We start from the raw sequence: 14197 nt of genomic DNA, 5'->3' as shown, positions 1-14197 counted from the left end.
GGATATCGACCGAGTCTACCCGCAGGTCAGGCGGATCTGCTTGGCGGGTTTGTCGAAGACGATGGCGGAGCAGCGGTCGAGCAGGTCGGCGCCGATCGTCAGGCGATCGCGTTTGAAATCACGCTTGCCCTTGGCGGTGACGACGATCTCGTCGGGGTCGGGTGGTGGCGCGTCGGCATCGGGGATCGCGGCGGCGTTGCCGACGTCGGTGGTGCGGACGCCGAGCGACGATAGCGCGAGCGGGCCGACGAGGAGCGGGGTAGCGAGCGTCATCGTGCGGACGGGTCGGGCGATACCGAAGGCGATCTCGACCGGTGCGGTGAGGCCGGCCAGCGTGCCGCGCTGCGCCTGCGCGATCAGCGTGGCGGCGTTGGCGGTGACGGTCGTGCGTGGATGATAGGGATCGAAGCGGACCCGGATCGGCTGGCCGCCTATCATGATCTGCGCGAAGGTCCCGGAGAGCTTGCCTAGCAGGCCGCCGCCGTCGATCATCGGCAAAGCGACGGTCCGCTCGCCGGCACGCGGCGCGTTCAGGAGGATGCGCACGACGGGTTCGGGCAGCGACGCCGGGCCGATGCTGCCGTCGCCCACATCGGCATAAGGCCGCCCGACCCAGCGCGGGTCGGCAGCCTTCCCCTTGGTCTCGTGCTTACGGCTCGGAAAGCCGATCCGCCGCTTTACCGCATTGGTCCCGAACGTCATCGGGCGGACCGTCGTCGCCTGCATCGCGCCTTGCCCGCCGACCGAATAGCCGAGGCCCAACGCGCCGCCCTTCAGCGCAAGTCGCTCGGCGACCGCGGTCGTGACGAAGACCAAGCCGGGCGCGGCGGGATCGACGCGCAGGGTGACGGGCTTGCCGTCGATCGTTGCGGCGATCATCCCGCCGACCGGGACGTCGCGGCTGGTCGTGACCGTGTCGCCGGCTAGCGCGACGCTGCTCACGAGCACCGATGCGGCCACGCCGGTTCTAAGGATATTGGCGATCATCGTGAGGTCTCCGGCGTCAGGCGCCGCGATCTTGCCGCGTCATATCGTATTCGCAACGAATTTATGATCGGTAATGATTGGATAACCAATGCAGGCTCGCCCCTCGACGGGCGACTGCGCGACGCCTAGATCGCATGGCAATGGCACTCGACCCTCTTCCCGATCTCCAGCGCATCTTCGGCTTTCCTGATTTTCGTGGCGTGCAGCGCGATGTCGTCGACCGGGTGCTCGCGGGGCAGCGGACATTGGCGGTCATGCCGACGGGGGCGGGCAAGTCGCTGTGCTATCAGTTGCCGGCGACGATGCTGGAGGGGACGTGTGTCGTTGTCTCTCCGCTGATTGCGCTGATGCATGACCAGTTGCGGGCCGCCACCGCGGTCGGGATCAAGGCGGCGACGTTGACGTCGGTCGATACCAATCGCGAAGAGACGATCGCGCGGTTCCGCGCGGGCGATCTGGACCTGCTTTACGTTGCGCCGGAGCGGGCTTCGAACGAGAGCTTTCGCAATCTGCTGTCGCAAGCCAAGCTCAGCTTGTTCGCGATCGACGAGGCGCATTGCGTCAGCGAGTGGGGGCATGATTTCCGGCCGGACTATCGGTTGCTGCGGCCTCTGCTCGACAGCTTTCCGGACGTGCCGCGCCTCGCGCTGACGGCGACGGCGGACGCGCATACGCGCGCGGATATTCTCGAGCAGTTGGGGATTTCGCAGGAGGGTTTGATCGTGTCGGGGTTCGACCGGCCGAACATCCGCTATGCGATTTCGGGGCGCGACAACGTCAACCGGCAGATCGCGGACATCCTGGAGAAGATTCCGGGGCCGGGCATTGTGTACGCGCAAACGCGTGCGGCTACCGAGAAGCTGGCGGAAGCGCTGGGGCGGAGCGGGCGGCCGACGCGGGCGTATCATGCGGGGCTCGATCCGCAGGTGCGCGCGAAGAACCAGGCGGATTTCGTCGCGAGCGAGGACATGGTGATCTGCGCCACGGTCGCGTTCGGGATGGGGATCGACAAGCCCGACGTGCGGTTCGTGGCGCATGCCGGGCTGCCGAAATCGATCGAGGCCTATTATCAGGAGACGGGCCGCGCGGGGCGTGACGGCGACCCGGCGATCGCGCATCTGTTCTGGGGCGCGGAGGATTTCGCGCGTGCTCGGCAGCGGATCGGCGAGGTCGAGCCCGAGCGGCAGGCGGGCGAACGGCAGCGGCTGACCGCGATGGGCGGGCTGGTCGAGACGGCCGGGTGTCGGCGGCGGATCCTGCTCAAGCATTTCGGCGAGGAGCGGCTCGAGGATTGCGGGAATTGCGACAATTGCCTGGGCAATGTCGATGCGGTCGACGCGACCGAGACGGCGCGGAAATTCCTGTCGGCAGTGTTCCGCACCGGGCAGATGTTCGGCGTGGGGTATATCGAGGGCATCCTGACCGGGGTGTCGTCGGAGCGCAGTCTGATGAACGGGCATGAGGCGCTGTCGGTGTACGGGATCGTCGAGGGCGACGAGGTGGCGTTGTTGAAGCCGGTGTCGCGGGCGCTGATGCTGAAGGATGCGTTGCGCACCAATCCGCATGGGGGCCTCGAGTTCGGGCCGGCGGCGAAGGCTATCCTCAAGGGCGAGGCGGCGGTGTCGATCGTCGTGCCGCCCAAGCGCGAGCGGCGGCGCAAGGGGGCGGTTGGCGCCACGCCGAACCCCGTGGACGATCCGCTGTTCGAGGCGTTGCGCGTGCGGCGGCGCGATCTGGCGAAGGAAGCGGGCGTTCCGCCGTATGTGATCTTCCACGATTCGGTGTTGCGTGACATTGCGCGGCAGCGGCCGGCGTCGCGTGCCGAGTTGAGCCTGTTATCAGGCATTGGCGCGCGCAAGCTCGACGCCTATGGGGATGCCTTCCTCCAGGTCATCCGCGAGTCCGCATGATACGGCAAATAAACGAAAGTATTTCGGTCGCGCCACAGATCGCGGTCGAGCAAGTCGCGGAAATCGCTGCGGCGGGGTTCAAGACGATCGTCAATAATCGGCCCGACGACGAGGATGCGGGGCAGCCTTCGGGTGATGCGATCCGCGCGGCGGCGGAAGCGGCCGAGCTGAAATACGTCTCGATCCCGGTGACGCATGCGGGGTTCTCGCATCCGCAGATCGACGCGATGACTCAGGCGCTGACCGACTCGGACGGGCCCGTGCTGGCCTATTGCCGGTCGGGGACCCGGAGTTGCAATCTGTGGGCGCTCGCAGCGGCGAAGGCGGGGCGGAACCCGAACCTGCTGCTCGCGCAGGCCGAGGACGCCGGGTATGACCTGCGCGGAATCCGACCGATGCTGGACGCGCTCGCAGGGCCGCGATGACGCCTGCCATCGTCGGCGGCATCGTGGCCGTCGTTGTGCTGCTGCTCGCCGCCTTGGGATGGGTGGTCGTGCGGATGAGACGGGTCGTGAAGATCGAGACACCGGAAGAGGCGGCGGACGCGGCGCAGGCACAGCTTCGCGGGTTTGCGGTAGCGGGTGCCGTTGTCGGTGCGGACGGGCAGGGCGCGCTGGCGATCGCGGATGACGGGCGCGTTGCTGCGGTGAAGCGGATAGGCAAGACGCTGACGGTGCGCGAGGTGTCGTGGCGGACGGTGCGCGCGACGCACGAGGGGATATTGGTCGAGACCGGGGACAAGACGCTGGGCGCGGTGATGCTCGCGCAGGTCGATGTCCTCGATATCCGCAGGTTGGCGCCGAAGAGCGTGCGGGTCTAGCGAGCCAGACGCGCCGCGGTCATTCTGCGGCAGCGGTCCTGACGCTTGCGGAACGTTTCCCGTTTCGACGCGTCGCCGCAGTAGATGAGAACATGGGTCGCCAAGCGCTGGGTGAAAGTCACCGGCATCGTCGTCGTGGCCGTGATGGCCACGGTCATAATCGGGCTCGCCGTATTCCCCTGGGGATCGCTGAAAGGCGTGATCGAGCGGCAATTGACCGCGCGCTTCGGGCGACCGGTGACGATCGGCGGGATCGAGCGCGTCGACGGGTTCGGTTTCTCGCCGACGATCCGCATCACGCAGGTGCGTATTCCGCAGGCAGCCTGGGCCGGGACGGGCGATTTCGTGCGGTTGCGCGAGGCGGAGGCGACGTTCTCCGCGCTGTCGCTGTTGAAGGGCGGGTTCGGGCCGCGCGACGTGAAGGCGTCCGGGCTGTACCTGGCGCTGGTGCGTGACAAGCAGGGGCGGACCAACTGGGATCGGCCGGGCAAGGCCAAGAGCGGCGGTAGTTCGAACGACCTGCAAGGGCTTGTCATCCGCAACAGTGTGATCTCCTACCGCGATGCCAAGCAGGGGCGTCAGATCACCGCGCGGTTCTCGTCTGATCCGGTTGCGGGCATCCGCGCGAACGGCACCGGCACCGTGCGTGGGGCGGCGGTGCGGATCGCGGTCTCGGGGCCGTCGATCGAGCGATCGCAGGGCAAGCCGTGGCCGTTCACCGCATCGATCGACGGCGACAGACTGTCGATCTCGGCGAAGGGCGTGATGGACCGGCCGCTCGATACCGACGCGATGACGCTCGACGTGACGGCGCGCGCGACCGACCTGAAGCTGATCGACGCGGTGATCGAGGCGGGGCTGTTCCGGACGCAGCCGGTGTCGTTCAGCGCGCACGTCCGTCACGATGCGCCGAAATGGACCATCACGCAGCTGAAGGGCGTGGTCGGGCGGTCGGATTTTGCAGGTTATGTGACGGTCGACAAGCGGGACGGACGAAGCAAGGTGAACGGCGATATCGTGTCGCGCCAGTTCGACTTCGCGGACCTGTCGTCGGACGAGGCGCAGGCTAAGGGCGCGGCGCTGGAGCGTGCGATCGGGCCGAGACTGGTGCCGAATACGCGGATCGACATCGGCAAGATCGACACGACCGATGCCGAGTTCGGGTTCCGCATCCAGCATATCGTCGCGGCCAAGGGGACGTCGCCGATCGTGTCGGCCAAGGGGACGATCGCGATCGATCACCAGTTGCTGACGCTGGACCAGCTCGTCGCGAGGCTGCCGCAGGGGACCGTCACCGGCAAGGTCACCGTCGACCAACGGGGCGATCGCAAGACGCCGACCGTCGCGATCGACCTGAGGTTGCGGGGCAGCAGCGTTCAGGCGCTGGCAGGCGGGCGCGGCGACTTCAGCGGCAATGTGAGCGCGCGGGTGCGGCTGAAGGGGCCGGGCGAGACGATCCGGGCTGCGGTAGGGAATGCCGATGGCAGCATCGGGTTCGTCGCGCGGGACGGGCAGTTGCCGCAGGGGATCGCTGCGGCGCTGGGGTTCGATGCGGCGCGGGCGTTGCTGGCGAAAGATGGCGAGCGCGCGGGGCTGCGCTGTGTGGTGGTGAAACTCGCCGTGACGCGGGGGCGAGGGCGGGTCGATCCGATGATCGTCGATACCACCGCCAGCCAGTTGCGCGGGCAGGGGAGCGTGGTGTTTCCGTCCGAAGCGCTCAACATTCGGCTGAGTGGGTCGCCGAAGCAGCATGCGTTGCTCCAACTGCCGGGGTCGGCGTACATGACCGGGACGATCCAGCAGCCGAATGTGACGATCCCGCCGGAGGTGAAATCCGTGGGCAATATCTTCAAGGCGATCGGCCGGGCGATCACCGGCAAGCAGGGACCGACGGCTAGCGATGCGGACTGTTCGGGGTTGGCGGCACGAGTGCTGCGGTAGGCTGAGACGTCAGCGGATATAAAAAACCCCGCCCCGCTGGGTGCGGGACGGGGGCGGACTTCAGCGATATCCGGGGATATCAGCGATAGAAGATGTGGTTGCCGATCGAGGCGACCTTGATCGCGCGGACGCTGGGGCGGCGATCGGGGGTGTTGAAGTAGAGCGCCTTGTTGGCCGGGCTGTTCCACGCGTCGGCGAGGGCAACCTTGGCGACTGCGACCGCGGTGCGGTAGGCGGTGCCGGCGTTGATGTTGGGGATCTGGCCACCGCGAACGAAGCTGAACTGGCCGCGCTGCTTGACGACGGCGCAGACGTTGGCGGGGAAACGACCCGACTTGGCGCGATTGATGATGACTTCGGCGACCGCGAGCTGGCCGGTCAGCGGCTCACCCTTGGATTCGAAGTAGATCGCGCCGGCAAGGCACTGGAGCGCTTCGTCGGCGGCGGCGCTATCCTGCGCGGCAACGGCCTGGGCGAGCGTGTCGAATTCTTCGGCTTCTGCGACGACAGGGCTGACTGCGGTGTTCTCGGCGTTCGTCTCGACAGGTGCGACTGGCGTGGCAACTGGAGCGATCTGCGGAACATTCTGCGGCGAGAGCGCGTTTAGATTGAGAGCAGTGAGATTGGTGGTCGAGCGATCGATACCGGTTGCCTGACCGGGAGCGCTGTTGCCGAGCAGGCCGGCGAGAGAGAAGGTCATGACTGCGATCGTCGCAGCCCGCTGAAGAATCGTCATTCAAACTTATTCAGATGCGGTTGGACCGCGGAAGCAATCGTACGAGCCGATCGTCCAGGCATCCCCCCGACTGCGTAACTGATCCGGATCGCACCCGTCCCAGCACAACGCCAATCAATGTTGCAATTCCCCTCTATTGGGGGGGCTTTCGAGTCAATCGTCGAGGATCGTTTCAGCGGCGAACCGTTCCGCCGCTGCGATGTCCACCTCGATTACCCATAGATCCGGGTCGCTTGCGCGGCGACGACGCCAATACCCGTCGAGGTCTTCGAGCGGGGTGGAGTCGATCAGCGCGGTCCGTCCGTCGGGTCCGATGCCGCGTTCCAGCAGGCGGGGAGGGGCGCCCTTGTCGATCGCGATGACCAGGATCGCGCCGCCTTGCGGATCGCCTTTTGCCATTACCGCGCCGAAACCGCCCGCGTCGTTGACGCGCCGCAGCAGCGCGCTGACAAGCACGCCGCTGGGGAGACGCCCGCTCATGCTGCGCTGCGGTATCCGGGGAGGCCGGCAAGTGCGATTCGCGAGCGCATGAAGGTGCCGGTGCCTCTTGCCGCCTCTTCGCCGTCGGCATCGATCAGGCGCGCGTCCGCCACGAACACGCGTCGCTTGCCGCTGATCCAGCGTCCCTCGGCGATCACCGGACCAGCCTTGAGGGGGCGGGTGAGGAGCAGGTTGAAGGCGGTGGTGAGCAGGAAACGGTCGGTCACCAGGCTGTTGCAGGCATAGAAGGCGGCATCGTCGAGCATTTTGAAATAGCTGGTGCCATGCGCCGCGCCGCCTGCGTGATAGTGGCGCTCGTCGATCGTGAAGTGGATGCGCGCGACGCCGGCTTCGGGGATTTCCAGCGAGGAGTCGAAGAAGCGGTTGATCGGGGCTTGCGCGTAGAGCGACTCCAGTGCGCGGAAATGCGCGTCTGCGCCTGCCGAGCTAGGGGTCGACTCAGGCTGCATCGCGGACCTCGTCGGCGGTGAACAGCGCGTAGACCGCGTCGGGCGAACCGCCGCCGCGCAGTTTCTCGAGGAACGCCTTGTCGCGCAACCGACGTGAGACGCGGGCGAGGGCCTTCAGATGGACCGCGCCAGCGTCTGTGGGGGAGAGCAGCATGAAGACGAGATCGACGGGGAGATCATCAACCGCCTGGAAGTCGACAGGCTCTGCCAGCCGCGCGAACACGCCCGTTACCTGCGCGAGCCCTTCGAGCTTGGCGTGCGGGATCGCGACGCCGCCGCCGAACCCGGTCGAGCCGAGCTTCTCGCGCGCTGCCAGCCGGTCGGCGATCATCTTGGGGTCTGCATAGAGTATCTCAGACGCAACCGTGGCGAGATGTTGGAACACTGCCTTCTTGTTTTTGGCGATGACGCCTGTCTGCACTGCGTCGGGACGCAGCATGTCACTAAAATCGGTCATTGTGTTCAATGTCTCAAGCGCCCCCGCGCGCGTCCGCCTTAGCGGGTTGCGCGGGGGCGTAAAGGCGCGGCCTTGAGACCCGCGCCTTTATGGACCCTTCTTTATTGGGCCGGGGTGGCCGCTGCTCGCTGTGGCTCGACCCAGCCGATCGTGCCATCGCCGCGACGATAGACCATGTTGTGCGCGCCGGTGCCCGCATTCATGAACAGCAACGCGGCGGTGTTGCGCAGATCGAGCATCATCACTGCGTCGGACACGCTGGCCTCGGGGATATCGACGCGCGTTTCGGCGATGATCAGCGGTGCGTCCGCGACATCGTCTTCCTCGATGCTCTCCTGGAACAGCGTGTAGCCAGCATTGTCGTAGCCGTTGCTCTCGGCGATCGCGACCGCTTCGCCGGCGTGGCGATCCTTCAGGCGGCGCATGTAACGGCGGAGTTGAGTCTCGATCTTGGCGGCGGCGGCATCGAACGCGGCGCGCGCGTCATAGGCGTCGCCGTGGCCCTTGATCACGAGGCCCTTCATCACGTGCGAGACGATGTCGCATTTGAAGCCGGCGTCGTGCGGGCCCTTGCCGAACGTGACTTCCGCCGAGATGGCGCGCGAGAAATACTTGTCGGCGATACCCTGGAGTCGGTCTTCCACGTGGCTGTTGAGTGCTTCGCCAGTGTCAACCTGATGACCAGAAATCCGGATATCCATTGTCGTCTCCTTGTCGGCGTTACGTAGTTCGAGGCGGTCCTATTGGCTCCACCCTGCCAGCGTCATCCGGACGCCACGGCCCCCCAGATCGGATCCTTGATCCCCCTCATAAACGCAGCATGGGCCGCAAGGTCTCCCTCGCTCACCGCGAAAACGCGGGGCGGGCGAACGACCCGAGGCGCCTGTGCGACAATCGGAGTCGACGCGGTGCTCCCGGTATCGCTCAGCAGGCCGAGGCCGATCTGGCGACCGCCCATCAGCTCGACATAGACCTGCGCGAGCAACTGCGCGTCGAGTAGCGCGCCGTGCAGGACGCGGTGGCTGCGATCGATTCCGAACCGCGAGCACAGAGCGTCGAGCGAATGCTTGGCGCCGGGGTGACGGCTGCGCGCGATCTGCAGCGTGTCGACCATCCGCTTCATGTGGATGATCTGGCGCCCGCACTTGGTCAGCTCGCCGTTGAGGAACGAGAAGTCGAAGCCGGCATTGTGCGCGATCATCGGCGCGTCGCCGACGAATTCGAGCAAATCCTCGACCGCGTCGGCGAACTTCGGCTTGTCGGAGAGGAACTGCGCGCTCAGCCCGTGGACGTTGAACGCCTCGACCGGCATGTCGCGCTCGGGGTGGTAATAGGCGTGGAAGGTGCGGCCGGTCTCGACCCGGTTGAGCATCTCGACGCAGCCGATTTCGACCATGCGGTCGCCGCCGGAAAAACTGAGCCCGGTGGTTTCGGTATCGAAGACGATCTCACGCATCTAGGTGGTATCGGCTCAGATTTCCAAGGATGCAAGCACCGCCCGGACTTGCGCGCGTGTTGCGTCGAAGCTGGTGTCGGTGTGGATGACGTGATCCGCGCGGGCGCGTTTTTCGGCGTCCGGAGTCTGGCGGGCGAGGATCGACGCGAACTTCTCCGCGGTCATGCCGGGGCGGGCAAGGACGCGGGCGCGCTGGACGTCGGGGGCGGCGGAGACGACGACGATGACGTCGACGTTGCGATCGCCGCCGGTCTCGAACAGCAGGGGGACGTCGAACACGACTCGCTTGCCCGTGTGCTTGGCGAGGAAGGCGGCGCGTTCTTTGCCGACGGCGGGGTGGACGATCGCTTCGAGTCGCTTGATCGCGGCGTCGTCGCCGAACACCGCTGCGCCGAGCTTCGCGCGGTCGACTGCGCCGTTGGTTGTAGTGCCGGGGAAGGCGGCTTCGATCGCGGGGACTAGTCGCCCGCCGACACCTGTCAAGCGGTGGACGGTCGCGTCGGCGTCAAACACGGGGACGCCCTCGTCGGCGAACATCGCGGCGACGGTGGATTTGCCCATGCCGATCGACCCAGTGAGGCCGATGATCATTTCGTCAGCAACGCGCGAAGTTCGTCGTCGCGATCGCGTGGTGGTTCCACGTGGAACAATATCTCGAACGCGACTGCCGCTTGGCCGATCAGCATCTCCAGGCCGTCGACGGTTTCGAGATCGCGCGCGCGCGCCGCTTTCAGGAGGTCGGTTTCGAGCGGGGAATAGACGATGTCGTAGACCAGCGAGTCGGGTTCGAGCGCGCCGAGATCGATATCGAGCGGTGGCTGGCCGGCCATGCCGAGTACGCTGGCGTTGACGAGCAGGCGCGATGGCGGGGCGGCGGGGCCGATCGGGAGCGCCTGACCCTTGAGGCCGAAGGTCGACAGCAGCGCTGCGCCCTTGAGCGGATTGCGGTTGAGTATCGTGACGGGGCCGACACCCATCCGCGACAGTGCGAACAGGATCGCGCGGGCGGCACCGCCGGCGCCGATCACCGTGACGGGCTGGCCGGCGATATCGAGGTCGTCGATCGGTGCCCAGAAACCGGCGGCGTCGGTGTTGGTGCCGATGCAGTCGCCCGCCTGGTTGCGGAACACGGTGTTGATCGCGCCGATCGTCCCGCGGACGTTGCCGGGGTCGGAGACGTGGTCGAGCGCGGCGAGCTTGTGCGGCATCGTGATGTTGCACCCGCGCCAGGCGGGGTCGGCTTTGCGTTCGGCGAAATAGACGGGGAGGGCGTCCGGGGTGACGAGCTTGTGGCGGTATTCCGCGTCGATCCCGAGCGCGTCTAGCCAGAAGCCGTGGATCAGCGGTGATTTCGACTGCGCGATCGGATCGCCGATCACTTCTGCGTAGGGACGGGTCATTCGAGGCTCCGTGTTTCCCCGCGGGGGCGGGGATCCAGTCTGGGCACCCGCCTTCGCGGGTGAACAAGATTTAGTCTAGCGCGGGCGGATTGCCATGTGCAGCACCTACTCAATCCTCCCTCGCAAGGGGGAGGTGGCGCCGAAGGTGACGGAGGGGGAGGACACGGAACAAACGTGTCGGATGCCCCCCCTCCGTCTGGCAAGAGCCAGCCACCTCCCCCTGGCGGGGGAGGATTACGTGCGCCCTCCCGTTTTTAGATTACGCTGGCAATTCGCCTCGCACGCGGAGGAAGTCGAGGACGTTGAGTAGCGGCATGCCGAGTACCGTGAACTGGCTCCCCTCGATCCTGGCGAAGAGTTGCGCGCCGGGGCCTTCAATGCGGTAGCAGCCGACGCAGCCCGCGATCGCAGGCCATTCCGCATCGAGGTACGTCTCGATGAACGCGTCGGACAGCGGGCGGACGTGCATCTTCGCGCGCTCGACGTGGCGCCATATCGCCTTGCCGTTCTCGGCGATGACCGCGGCGCTCCAGAGGTCGTGGCGCTTGCCGGACATCAGCCGCAGATGCGTCGCCGCGTCGGCACGGTCGACGGGCTTGTCGAGGATGGTGCCGTCTTCCAGCGCGACCAGCGAGTCACTGCCAAGGACGAGATAGCTTGGCATTCTCGCGGAAACCTTGAGCGCCTTCAGTTCGGCCAGCGCATCGGCGAGATCGCGCGGGGACAGGTCGCGGAGCGCAGCCTTCGCCGCATCCTCGTCGACGCCGGCGAACGTCGCCTCGAACGGCACACCGGCGGCGGTCAGCATCGCGCGACGCGAGGCGCTTTGCGAGGCGAGGATCAGGCTCATGACTCGACCTTCGGAGCCGCGTCGGCGCGGCGCTGGTTGCACAAGGCGATGATTGCCGCCGCGGTTTCCTCGATCGAGCGGCGCGTAACGTCGATCACCGGCCAGCCATTGTCGGCGAACATGCGGCGCGCAAAGGCGAGTTCGCGCATCACCGCTTCCTCCTCGACATAGGACGTGTCGGGCTGCTGGTTGAGCGACAGCAGGCGGTTGCGGCGGACCTGGATCAGGCGGTCGGCACTGGTCGTGAGGCCGACGATCAGCGGGTTGGCGAGCTTGTAGAGGTTCAGCGGTGGTGGACTTTCCACGACGATCGGGATGTTCGCGGTCTTGTAGCCGCGGTTGGCGAGGTAGATCGAGGTCGGCGTCTTCGACGAACGCGACACGCCCGCCAGGACGATATCGGCCTCCTCCCATTCTTCCGAGGCGATCCCGTCGTCATGGGCGATCGTCCACTGGATAGCGTCGACGCGCGCGAAATAGGCCGCATCTAGGACATGCTGACGGCCCGGTCGCGCCTTCGCCTGCTGTCCCAGTAACCCGGAAAGTGCGTCATTCACGGGGTCGAGCGGGGCTACCGCGGGCAGCCCCAGCGCGAGGCACCGCTGCTCGAGGATCCGCCGCGTCGCCGGGTTCACCAGGGTGAATACTACCAGCCCCGGATTCTGCGCGATTTCCTGGAGGATGCGCTCGAGATGCGCCTCGGTGCGGACCATCGGCCAGAAATGGCGGACCGTCTCGACGTCGTCATATTGCGCCAGCGCCGCCTTCGCGATGTTCTCCAGCGTCTCGCCGGTCGAATCTGACAACAAATGTAGGTGGAGCCGCATCATTGGCGTTTTATCCCCAGCGGGAGGCTGGCTGGGCGTGAATCTGTGGATAACATGGGGAGAACGGCTAGCGTAACTCGCCCGCCTCGCCAAGCGACGGTGCGCCGTGGATAACACCGATTCTATCCACACCGCCGCGCACAGGGCCGTATTTTATCCACAGGCTGTGGGTAACGGGGAGCCTTGAATCGAATCAGCGCGTTTGTGGCGGTGCGCGAGGGTCAAGCTGTTGGCAATTCGGGGATCACCGCATAAGTCCCGGGTTCAACCGCCCAACCACTGCAACAACCTATTTCTTGAATCTTCTTATAGTAGAAGAAGGGTGCTCCGCTGACCGATCCGACTCCCAACTCGCCGACCTTCAAGCCTCTCCTGGCGACTCTTCGCGGAGAGCGTCAGGCCGTGCCGCCGCTATGGCTCATGCGGCAGGCGGGGCGGTATCTCCCCGAGTATCGCGAACTCCGCGCGGAGAAGGGCGGGTTCCTCGCGCTCGCCACCGATCCTGACGCGGCGGCCGAAGTCACGCTCCAGCCGATCCGCCGGTTCGGGTTCGACGGATCCATCCTGTTCTCGGACATCCTGATGATCCCGTGGGCGCTCGGGCAGGATCTGAGCTTCGGGGTCGGCGAGGGGCCTCGGCTCGAGCCGGCGCTGGTCGACCATGCGCTCGATCGGTTGCAGCCGGTGATGGGGCGGCTGGAGCCGGTCTACGGCACCGTCGCGAAGGTCGCCGCTGCCTTGCCTCCCGAGACGACGTTCCTGGGCTTTGCGGGGTCTCCCTGGACGGTCGCGACGTATATGGTGGCGGGGAAGGGCTCGAAGGATCAGTCCGAGACGCGGCGTTTCGCGTATCGCGATCCCGAGGCGTTCGGTGCGATCATCGATGCGATCGCCGACAATACGGTCGAGTATCTCGCGCGACAGGTCCAGGCGGGCGTCGACGTGGTGCAGCTGTTCGACAGCTGGTCAGGGTCGCTCTCGCCCGCGCAGTTCGAGCGCTGGGTGATCGCGCCGACCGCGTCGATCGTCGAGCGGCTCCACGCGCGCTGCCCCGGCGTGCCGATCATCGGCTTTCCGAAGGGGGCCGGGGGCAAGTTGCCCGCCTATGCGCGCGAGACGGGCGTCGACGCGATCGGGCTGGACGAGACCGTCGATCCGGTCTGGGCACATGCGTCGCTACCTGCGGACATGCCGGCGCAGGGCAATCTCGATCCGCTGGCGTTGATCGCGGGCGGGGCGGATCTCGATGCGGCGATCGACCGGATCCTCGCGGCGTTCGTCGAGCGTCCGCACGTCTTTAACCTGGGCCACGGGATCCTGCCCGACACGCCGATCGCGCATGTCGAGCAGCTGATCGCCCGCGTAAGGAGCACGACATGAGCGGTTTTCTTGGCGCTGCGTATGACTGGGTGAAGGCGGCGCATCTGATCTTCGTGATCTTCTGGATGGCGGGGCTGTTCATGCTGCCCCGCTATCTCGTGTATCATCAGGAGGCGCTAGCGGCCGGTAACACGACCGAGGCGGCGAACTGGGTCGAGCGCGAGAGCAAGATCCGCCACATCATCCTGACGCCGGCGATGATCGTCGTGTGGGTGCTGGGGATCGCGTTGGCGCTGAACCTCGGGCTGGCGGATGGCGCGCCGGGGCTTGGGTGGCTGCACCTGAAGCTTGCGCTGGTGTTCCTGCTGACGGGATATCACGGCTGGGCGGTCGGCTATGCGAAGAAGCTCGCCGCGGGGAAGCCGACGCTGGCGGGGAAGCAGTTGCGGATGCTCAACGAGGTGCCTGCGCTGGCGGTGACGCTGATCGTCGTGCTGGTGATCGTTAAGCCGTTCTGAACGCGTGTTCTCCTGCGAACGCAGG

General features: G+C 66.3%; 17 protein-coding genes. 6 read left to right on the top strand and 11 right to left on the bottom strand.

The genetic code is table 11. The features are described 5' to 3' along the window. Nucleotides 1-15: 15 nt before the first annotated feature. Nucleotides 16-987 carry a hypothetical protein gene (locus O6X71_RS17145; protein ID WP_353466952.1) on the bottom strand — a complete coding sequence of 324 codons (972 nt, stop codon included), beginning with the start codon at nt 985-987 and terminating at the stop codon, nt 16-18. Nucleotides 988-1127: 140 nt separating this feature from the next. Between O6X71_RS17145 and recQ the strand changes: the two genes are divergently transcribed. The 4 genes from recQ (at nt 1128) to O6X71_RS17125 (ending at nt 5658) form a co-directional block, all read left to right on the top strand. Next, the gene (gene recQ / locus O6X71_RS17140) at nt 1128-2897 is read left to right on the top strand and encodes a DNA helicase RecQ (protein WP_353466951.1); all 1770 of its coding nucleotides are present in this window, start codon (nt 1128-1130) and stop codon (nt 2895-2897) included. Continuing rightward, nucleotides 2894-3322 carry a TIGR01244 family sulfur transferase gene (locus tag O6X71_RS17135; protein ID WP_353466950.1) on the top strand — a complete coding sequence of 143 codons (429 nt, stop codon included), beginning with the start codon at nt 2894-2896 and terminating at the stop codon, nt 3320-3322. Before recQ ends, O6X71_RS17135 begins: the two co-directional genes overlap by 4 nt. Further along, nucleotides 3319-3717, top strand: coding sequence for a hypothetical protein (locus O6X71_RS17130; RefSeq protein ID WP_353466949.1), 399 nt, complete (start codon nt 3319-3321; stop codon nt 3715-3717). The genes O6X71_RS17135 and O6X71_RS17130 overlap by 4 nt, the downstream gene beginning before the upstream one ends. An 84-nt stretch (nt 3718-3801) precedes the next feature. Continuing rightward, entirely contained in the window at nt 3802-5658 is a 1857-nt protein-coding gene (locus O6X71_RS17125; RefSeq protein ID WP_353466948.1) for an AsmA family protein, read from the top strand. A 79-nt stretch (nt 5659-5737) separates the two neighbouring features. Here O6X71_RS17125 and O6X71_RS17120 read toward each other — a convergent pair whose 3' ends face one another. From O6X71_RS17120 to O6X71_RS17075, 10 genes are all read right to left on the bottom strand, one after another. Next, nucleotides 5738-6394, bottom strand: a complete 657-nt coding sequence (locus O6X71_RS17120; RefSeq protein WP_353466947.1) for a cell wall hydrolase — start codon at nt 6392-6394, stop codon at nt 5738-5740. 153 nt (nt 6395-6547) lie between these two features. Continuing rightward, complete coding sequence (locus O6X71_RS17115; protein ID WP_192238451.1) at nt 6548-6874, bottom strand: DUF1491 family protein; 327 nt, start codon at nt 6872-6874, stop codon at nt 6548-6550. Further along, on the bottom strand, nt 6871-7344 hold the full coding sequence (locus O6X71_RS17110) for a PaaI family thioesterase (RefSeq protein WP_353466946.1): 474 nt from the start codon (nt 7342-7344) through the stop codon (nt 6871-6873). The genes O6X71_RS17115 and O6X71_RS17110 overlap by 4 nt, the downstream gene beginning before the upstream one ends. Continuing rightward, the gene (locus tag O6X71_RS17105) at nt 7334-7801 is read right to left on the bottom strand and encodes a PTS sugar transporter subunit IIA (protein WP_353466945.1); all 468 of its coding nucleotides are present in this window, start codon (nt 7799-7801) and stop codon (nt 7334-7336) included. The genes O6X71_RS17110 and O6X71_RS17105 overlap by 11 nt, the downstream gene beginning before the upstream one ends. Nucleotides 7802-7902: 101 nt before the next feature. Continuing rightward, on the bottom strand, nt 7903-8502 hold the full coding sequence (hpf, locus tag O6X71_RS17100; RefSeq protein WP_056064359.1) for a ribosome hibernation-promoting factor, HPF/YfiA family: 600 nt from the start codon (nt 8500-8502) through the stop codon (nt 7903-7905). Between the two features lie 62 nt (nt 8503-8564). Then, entirely contained in the window at nt 8565-9257 is a 693-nt protein-coding gene (dnaQ, locus tag O6X71_RS17095) for a DNA polymerase III subunit epsilon (protein ID WP_353466943.1), read from the bottom strand. A 15-nt stretch (nt 9258-9272) separates the two neighbouring features. Further along, a complete protein-coding gene (gene coaE, locus O6X71_RS17090; protein WP_353466942.1) occupies nt 9273-9848 on the bottom strand; it encodes a dephospho-CoA kinase in 576 nt (191 codons plus the stop codon). Beyond that, a complete protein-coding gene (locus O6X71_RS17085) occupies nt 9845-10657 on the bottom strand; it encodes a shikimate dehydrogenase family protein (protein ID WP_353466941.1) in 813 nt (270 codons plus the stop codon). The genes coaE and O6X71_RS17085 overlap by 4 nt, the downstream gene beginning before the upstream one ends. A gap of 259 nt (nt 10658-10916) precedes the next feature. Further along, nucleotides 10917-11507, bottom strand: coding sequence for a Maf family protein (locus tag O6X71_RS17080; protein WP_353466940.1), 591 nt, complete (start codon nt 11505-11507; stop codon nt 10917-10919). After that, nucleotides 11504-12337: a pyruvate, water dikinase regulatory protein gene (locus O6X71_RS17075; protein ID WP_093398203.1), complete on the bottom strand. Its 834-nt coding sequence runs from the start codon at nt 12335-12337 to the stop codon at nt 11504-11506. Before O6X71_RS17075 ends, O6X71_RS17080 begins: the two co-directional genes overlap by 4 nt. A gap of 327 nt (nt 12338-12664) precedes the next feature. On the opposite strand from O6X71_RS17075, the gene hemE reads away from it, so the two are divergent. Next, complete coding sequence (hemE, locus tag O6X71_RS17070) at nt 12665-13714, top strand: uroporphyrinogen decarboxylase (protein WP_353467027.1); 1050 nt, start codon at nt 12665-12667, stop codon at nt 13712-13714. After that, entirely contained in the window at nt 13711-14172 is a 462-nt protein-coding gene (locus O6X71_RS17065; RefSeq protein WP_353466939.1) for a CopD family protein, read from the top strand. Before hemE ends, O6X71_RS17065 begins: the two co-directional genes overlap by 4 nt. Nucleotides 14173-14197 lie beyond the last annotated feature (25 nt).

The sequence above is a fragment of the Sphingomonas faeni genome (genome assembly GCF_040407505.1).
Classification (GTDB): domain Bacteria; phylum Pseudomonadota; class Alphaproteobacteria; order Sphingomonadales; family Sphingomonadaceae; genus Sphingomonas; species Sphingomonas faeni_E.
Note: the sequence above shows the minus strand (reverse complement) of the source record. Positions and strands in the feature narration are given on the sequence as shown.

Excerpts from the sequence above, each read along its gene's own strand:
- O6X71_RS17115 (WP_192238451.1), bottom strand. The coding sequence starts at position 6,874 with ATGAGCGGGCGTCTCCCCAGCGGCGTGCTTGTCAGCGCGCTGCTGCGG.
- O6X71_RS17135 (WP_353466950.1), top strand. The coding sequence starts at position 2,894 with ATGATACGGCAAATAAACGAAAGTATTTCGGTCGCGCCACAGATCGCG.
- O6X71_RS17145 (WP_353466952.1), bottom strand. The coding sequence starts at position 987 with ATGATCGCCAATATCCTTAGAACCGGCGTGGCCGCATCGGTGCTCGTG.
- O6X71_RS17085 (WP_353466941.1), bottom strand. The coding sequence starts at position 10,657 with ATGACCCGTCCCTACGCAGAAGTGATCGGCGATCCGATCGCGCAGTCG.
- O6X71_RS17120 (WP_353466947.1), bottom strand. The coding sequence starts at position 6,394 with ATGACGATTCTTCAGCGGGCTGCGACGATCGCAGTCATGACCTTCTCT.
- O6X71_RS17130 (WP_353466949.1), top strand. The coding sequence starts at position 3,319 with ATGACGCCTGCCATCGTCGGCGGCATCGTGGCCGTCGTTGTGCTGCTG.
- hpf (WP_056064359.1), bottom strand. The coding sequence starts at position 8,502 with ATGGATATCCGGATTTCTGGTCATCAGGTTGACACTGGCGAAGCACTC.
- O6X71_RS17065 (WP_353466939.1), top strand. The coding sequence starts at position 13,711 with ATGAGCGGTTTTCTTGGCGCTGCGTATGACTGGGTGAAGGCGGCGCAT.
- O6X71_RS17080 (WP_353466940.1), bottom strand. The coding sequence starts at position 11,507 with ATGAGCCTGATCCTCGCCTCGCAAAGCGCCTCGCGTCGCGCGATGCTG.
- O6X71_RS17125 (WP_353466948.1), top strand. The coding sequence starts at position 3,802 with ATGAGAACATGGGTCGCCAAGCGCTGGGTGAAAGTCACCGGCATCGTC.
- dnaQ (WP_353466943.1), bottom strand. The coding sequence starts at position 9,257 with ATGCGTGAGATCGTCTTCGATACCGAAACCACCGGGCTCAGTTTTTCC.
- O6X71_RS17110 (WP_353466946.1), bottom strand. The coding sequence starts at position 7,344 with ATGCAGCCTGAGTCGACCCCTAGCTCGGCAGGCGCAGACGCGCATTTC.
- O6X71_RS17075 (WP_093398203.1), bottom strand. The coding sequence starts at position 12,337 with ATGATGCGGCTCCACCTACATTTGTTGTCAGATTCGACCGGCGAGACG.
- O6X71_RS17105 (WP_353466945.1), bottom strand. The coding sequence starts at position 7,801 with ATGACCGATTTTAGTGACATGCTGCGTCCCGACGCAGTGCAGACAGGC.
- recQ (WP_353466951.1), top strand. The coding sequence starts at position 1,128 with ATGGCACTCGACCCTCTTCCCGATCTCCAGCGCATCTTCGGCTTTCCT.
- coaE (WP_353466942.1), bottom strand. The coding sequence starts at position 9,848 with ATGATCATCGGCCTCACTGGGTCGATCGGCATGGGCAAATCCACCGTC.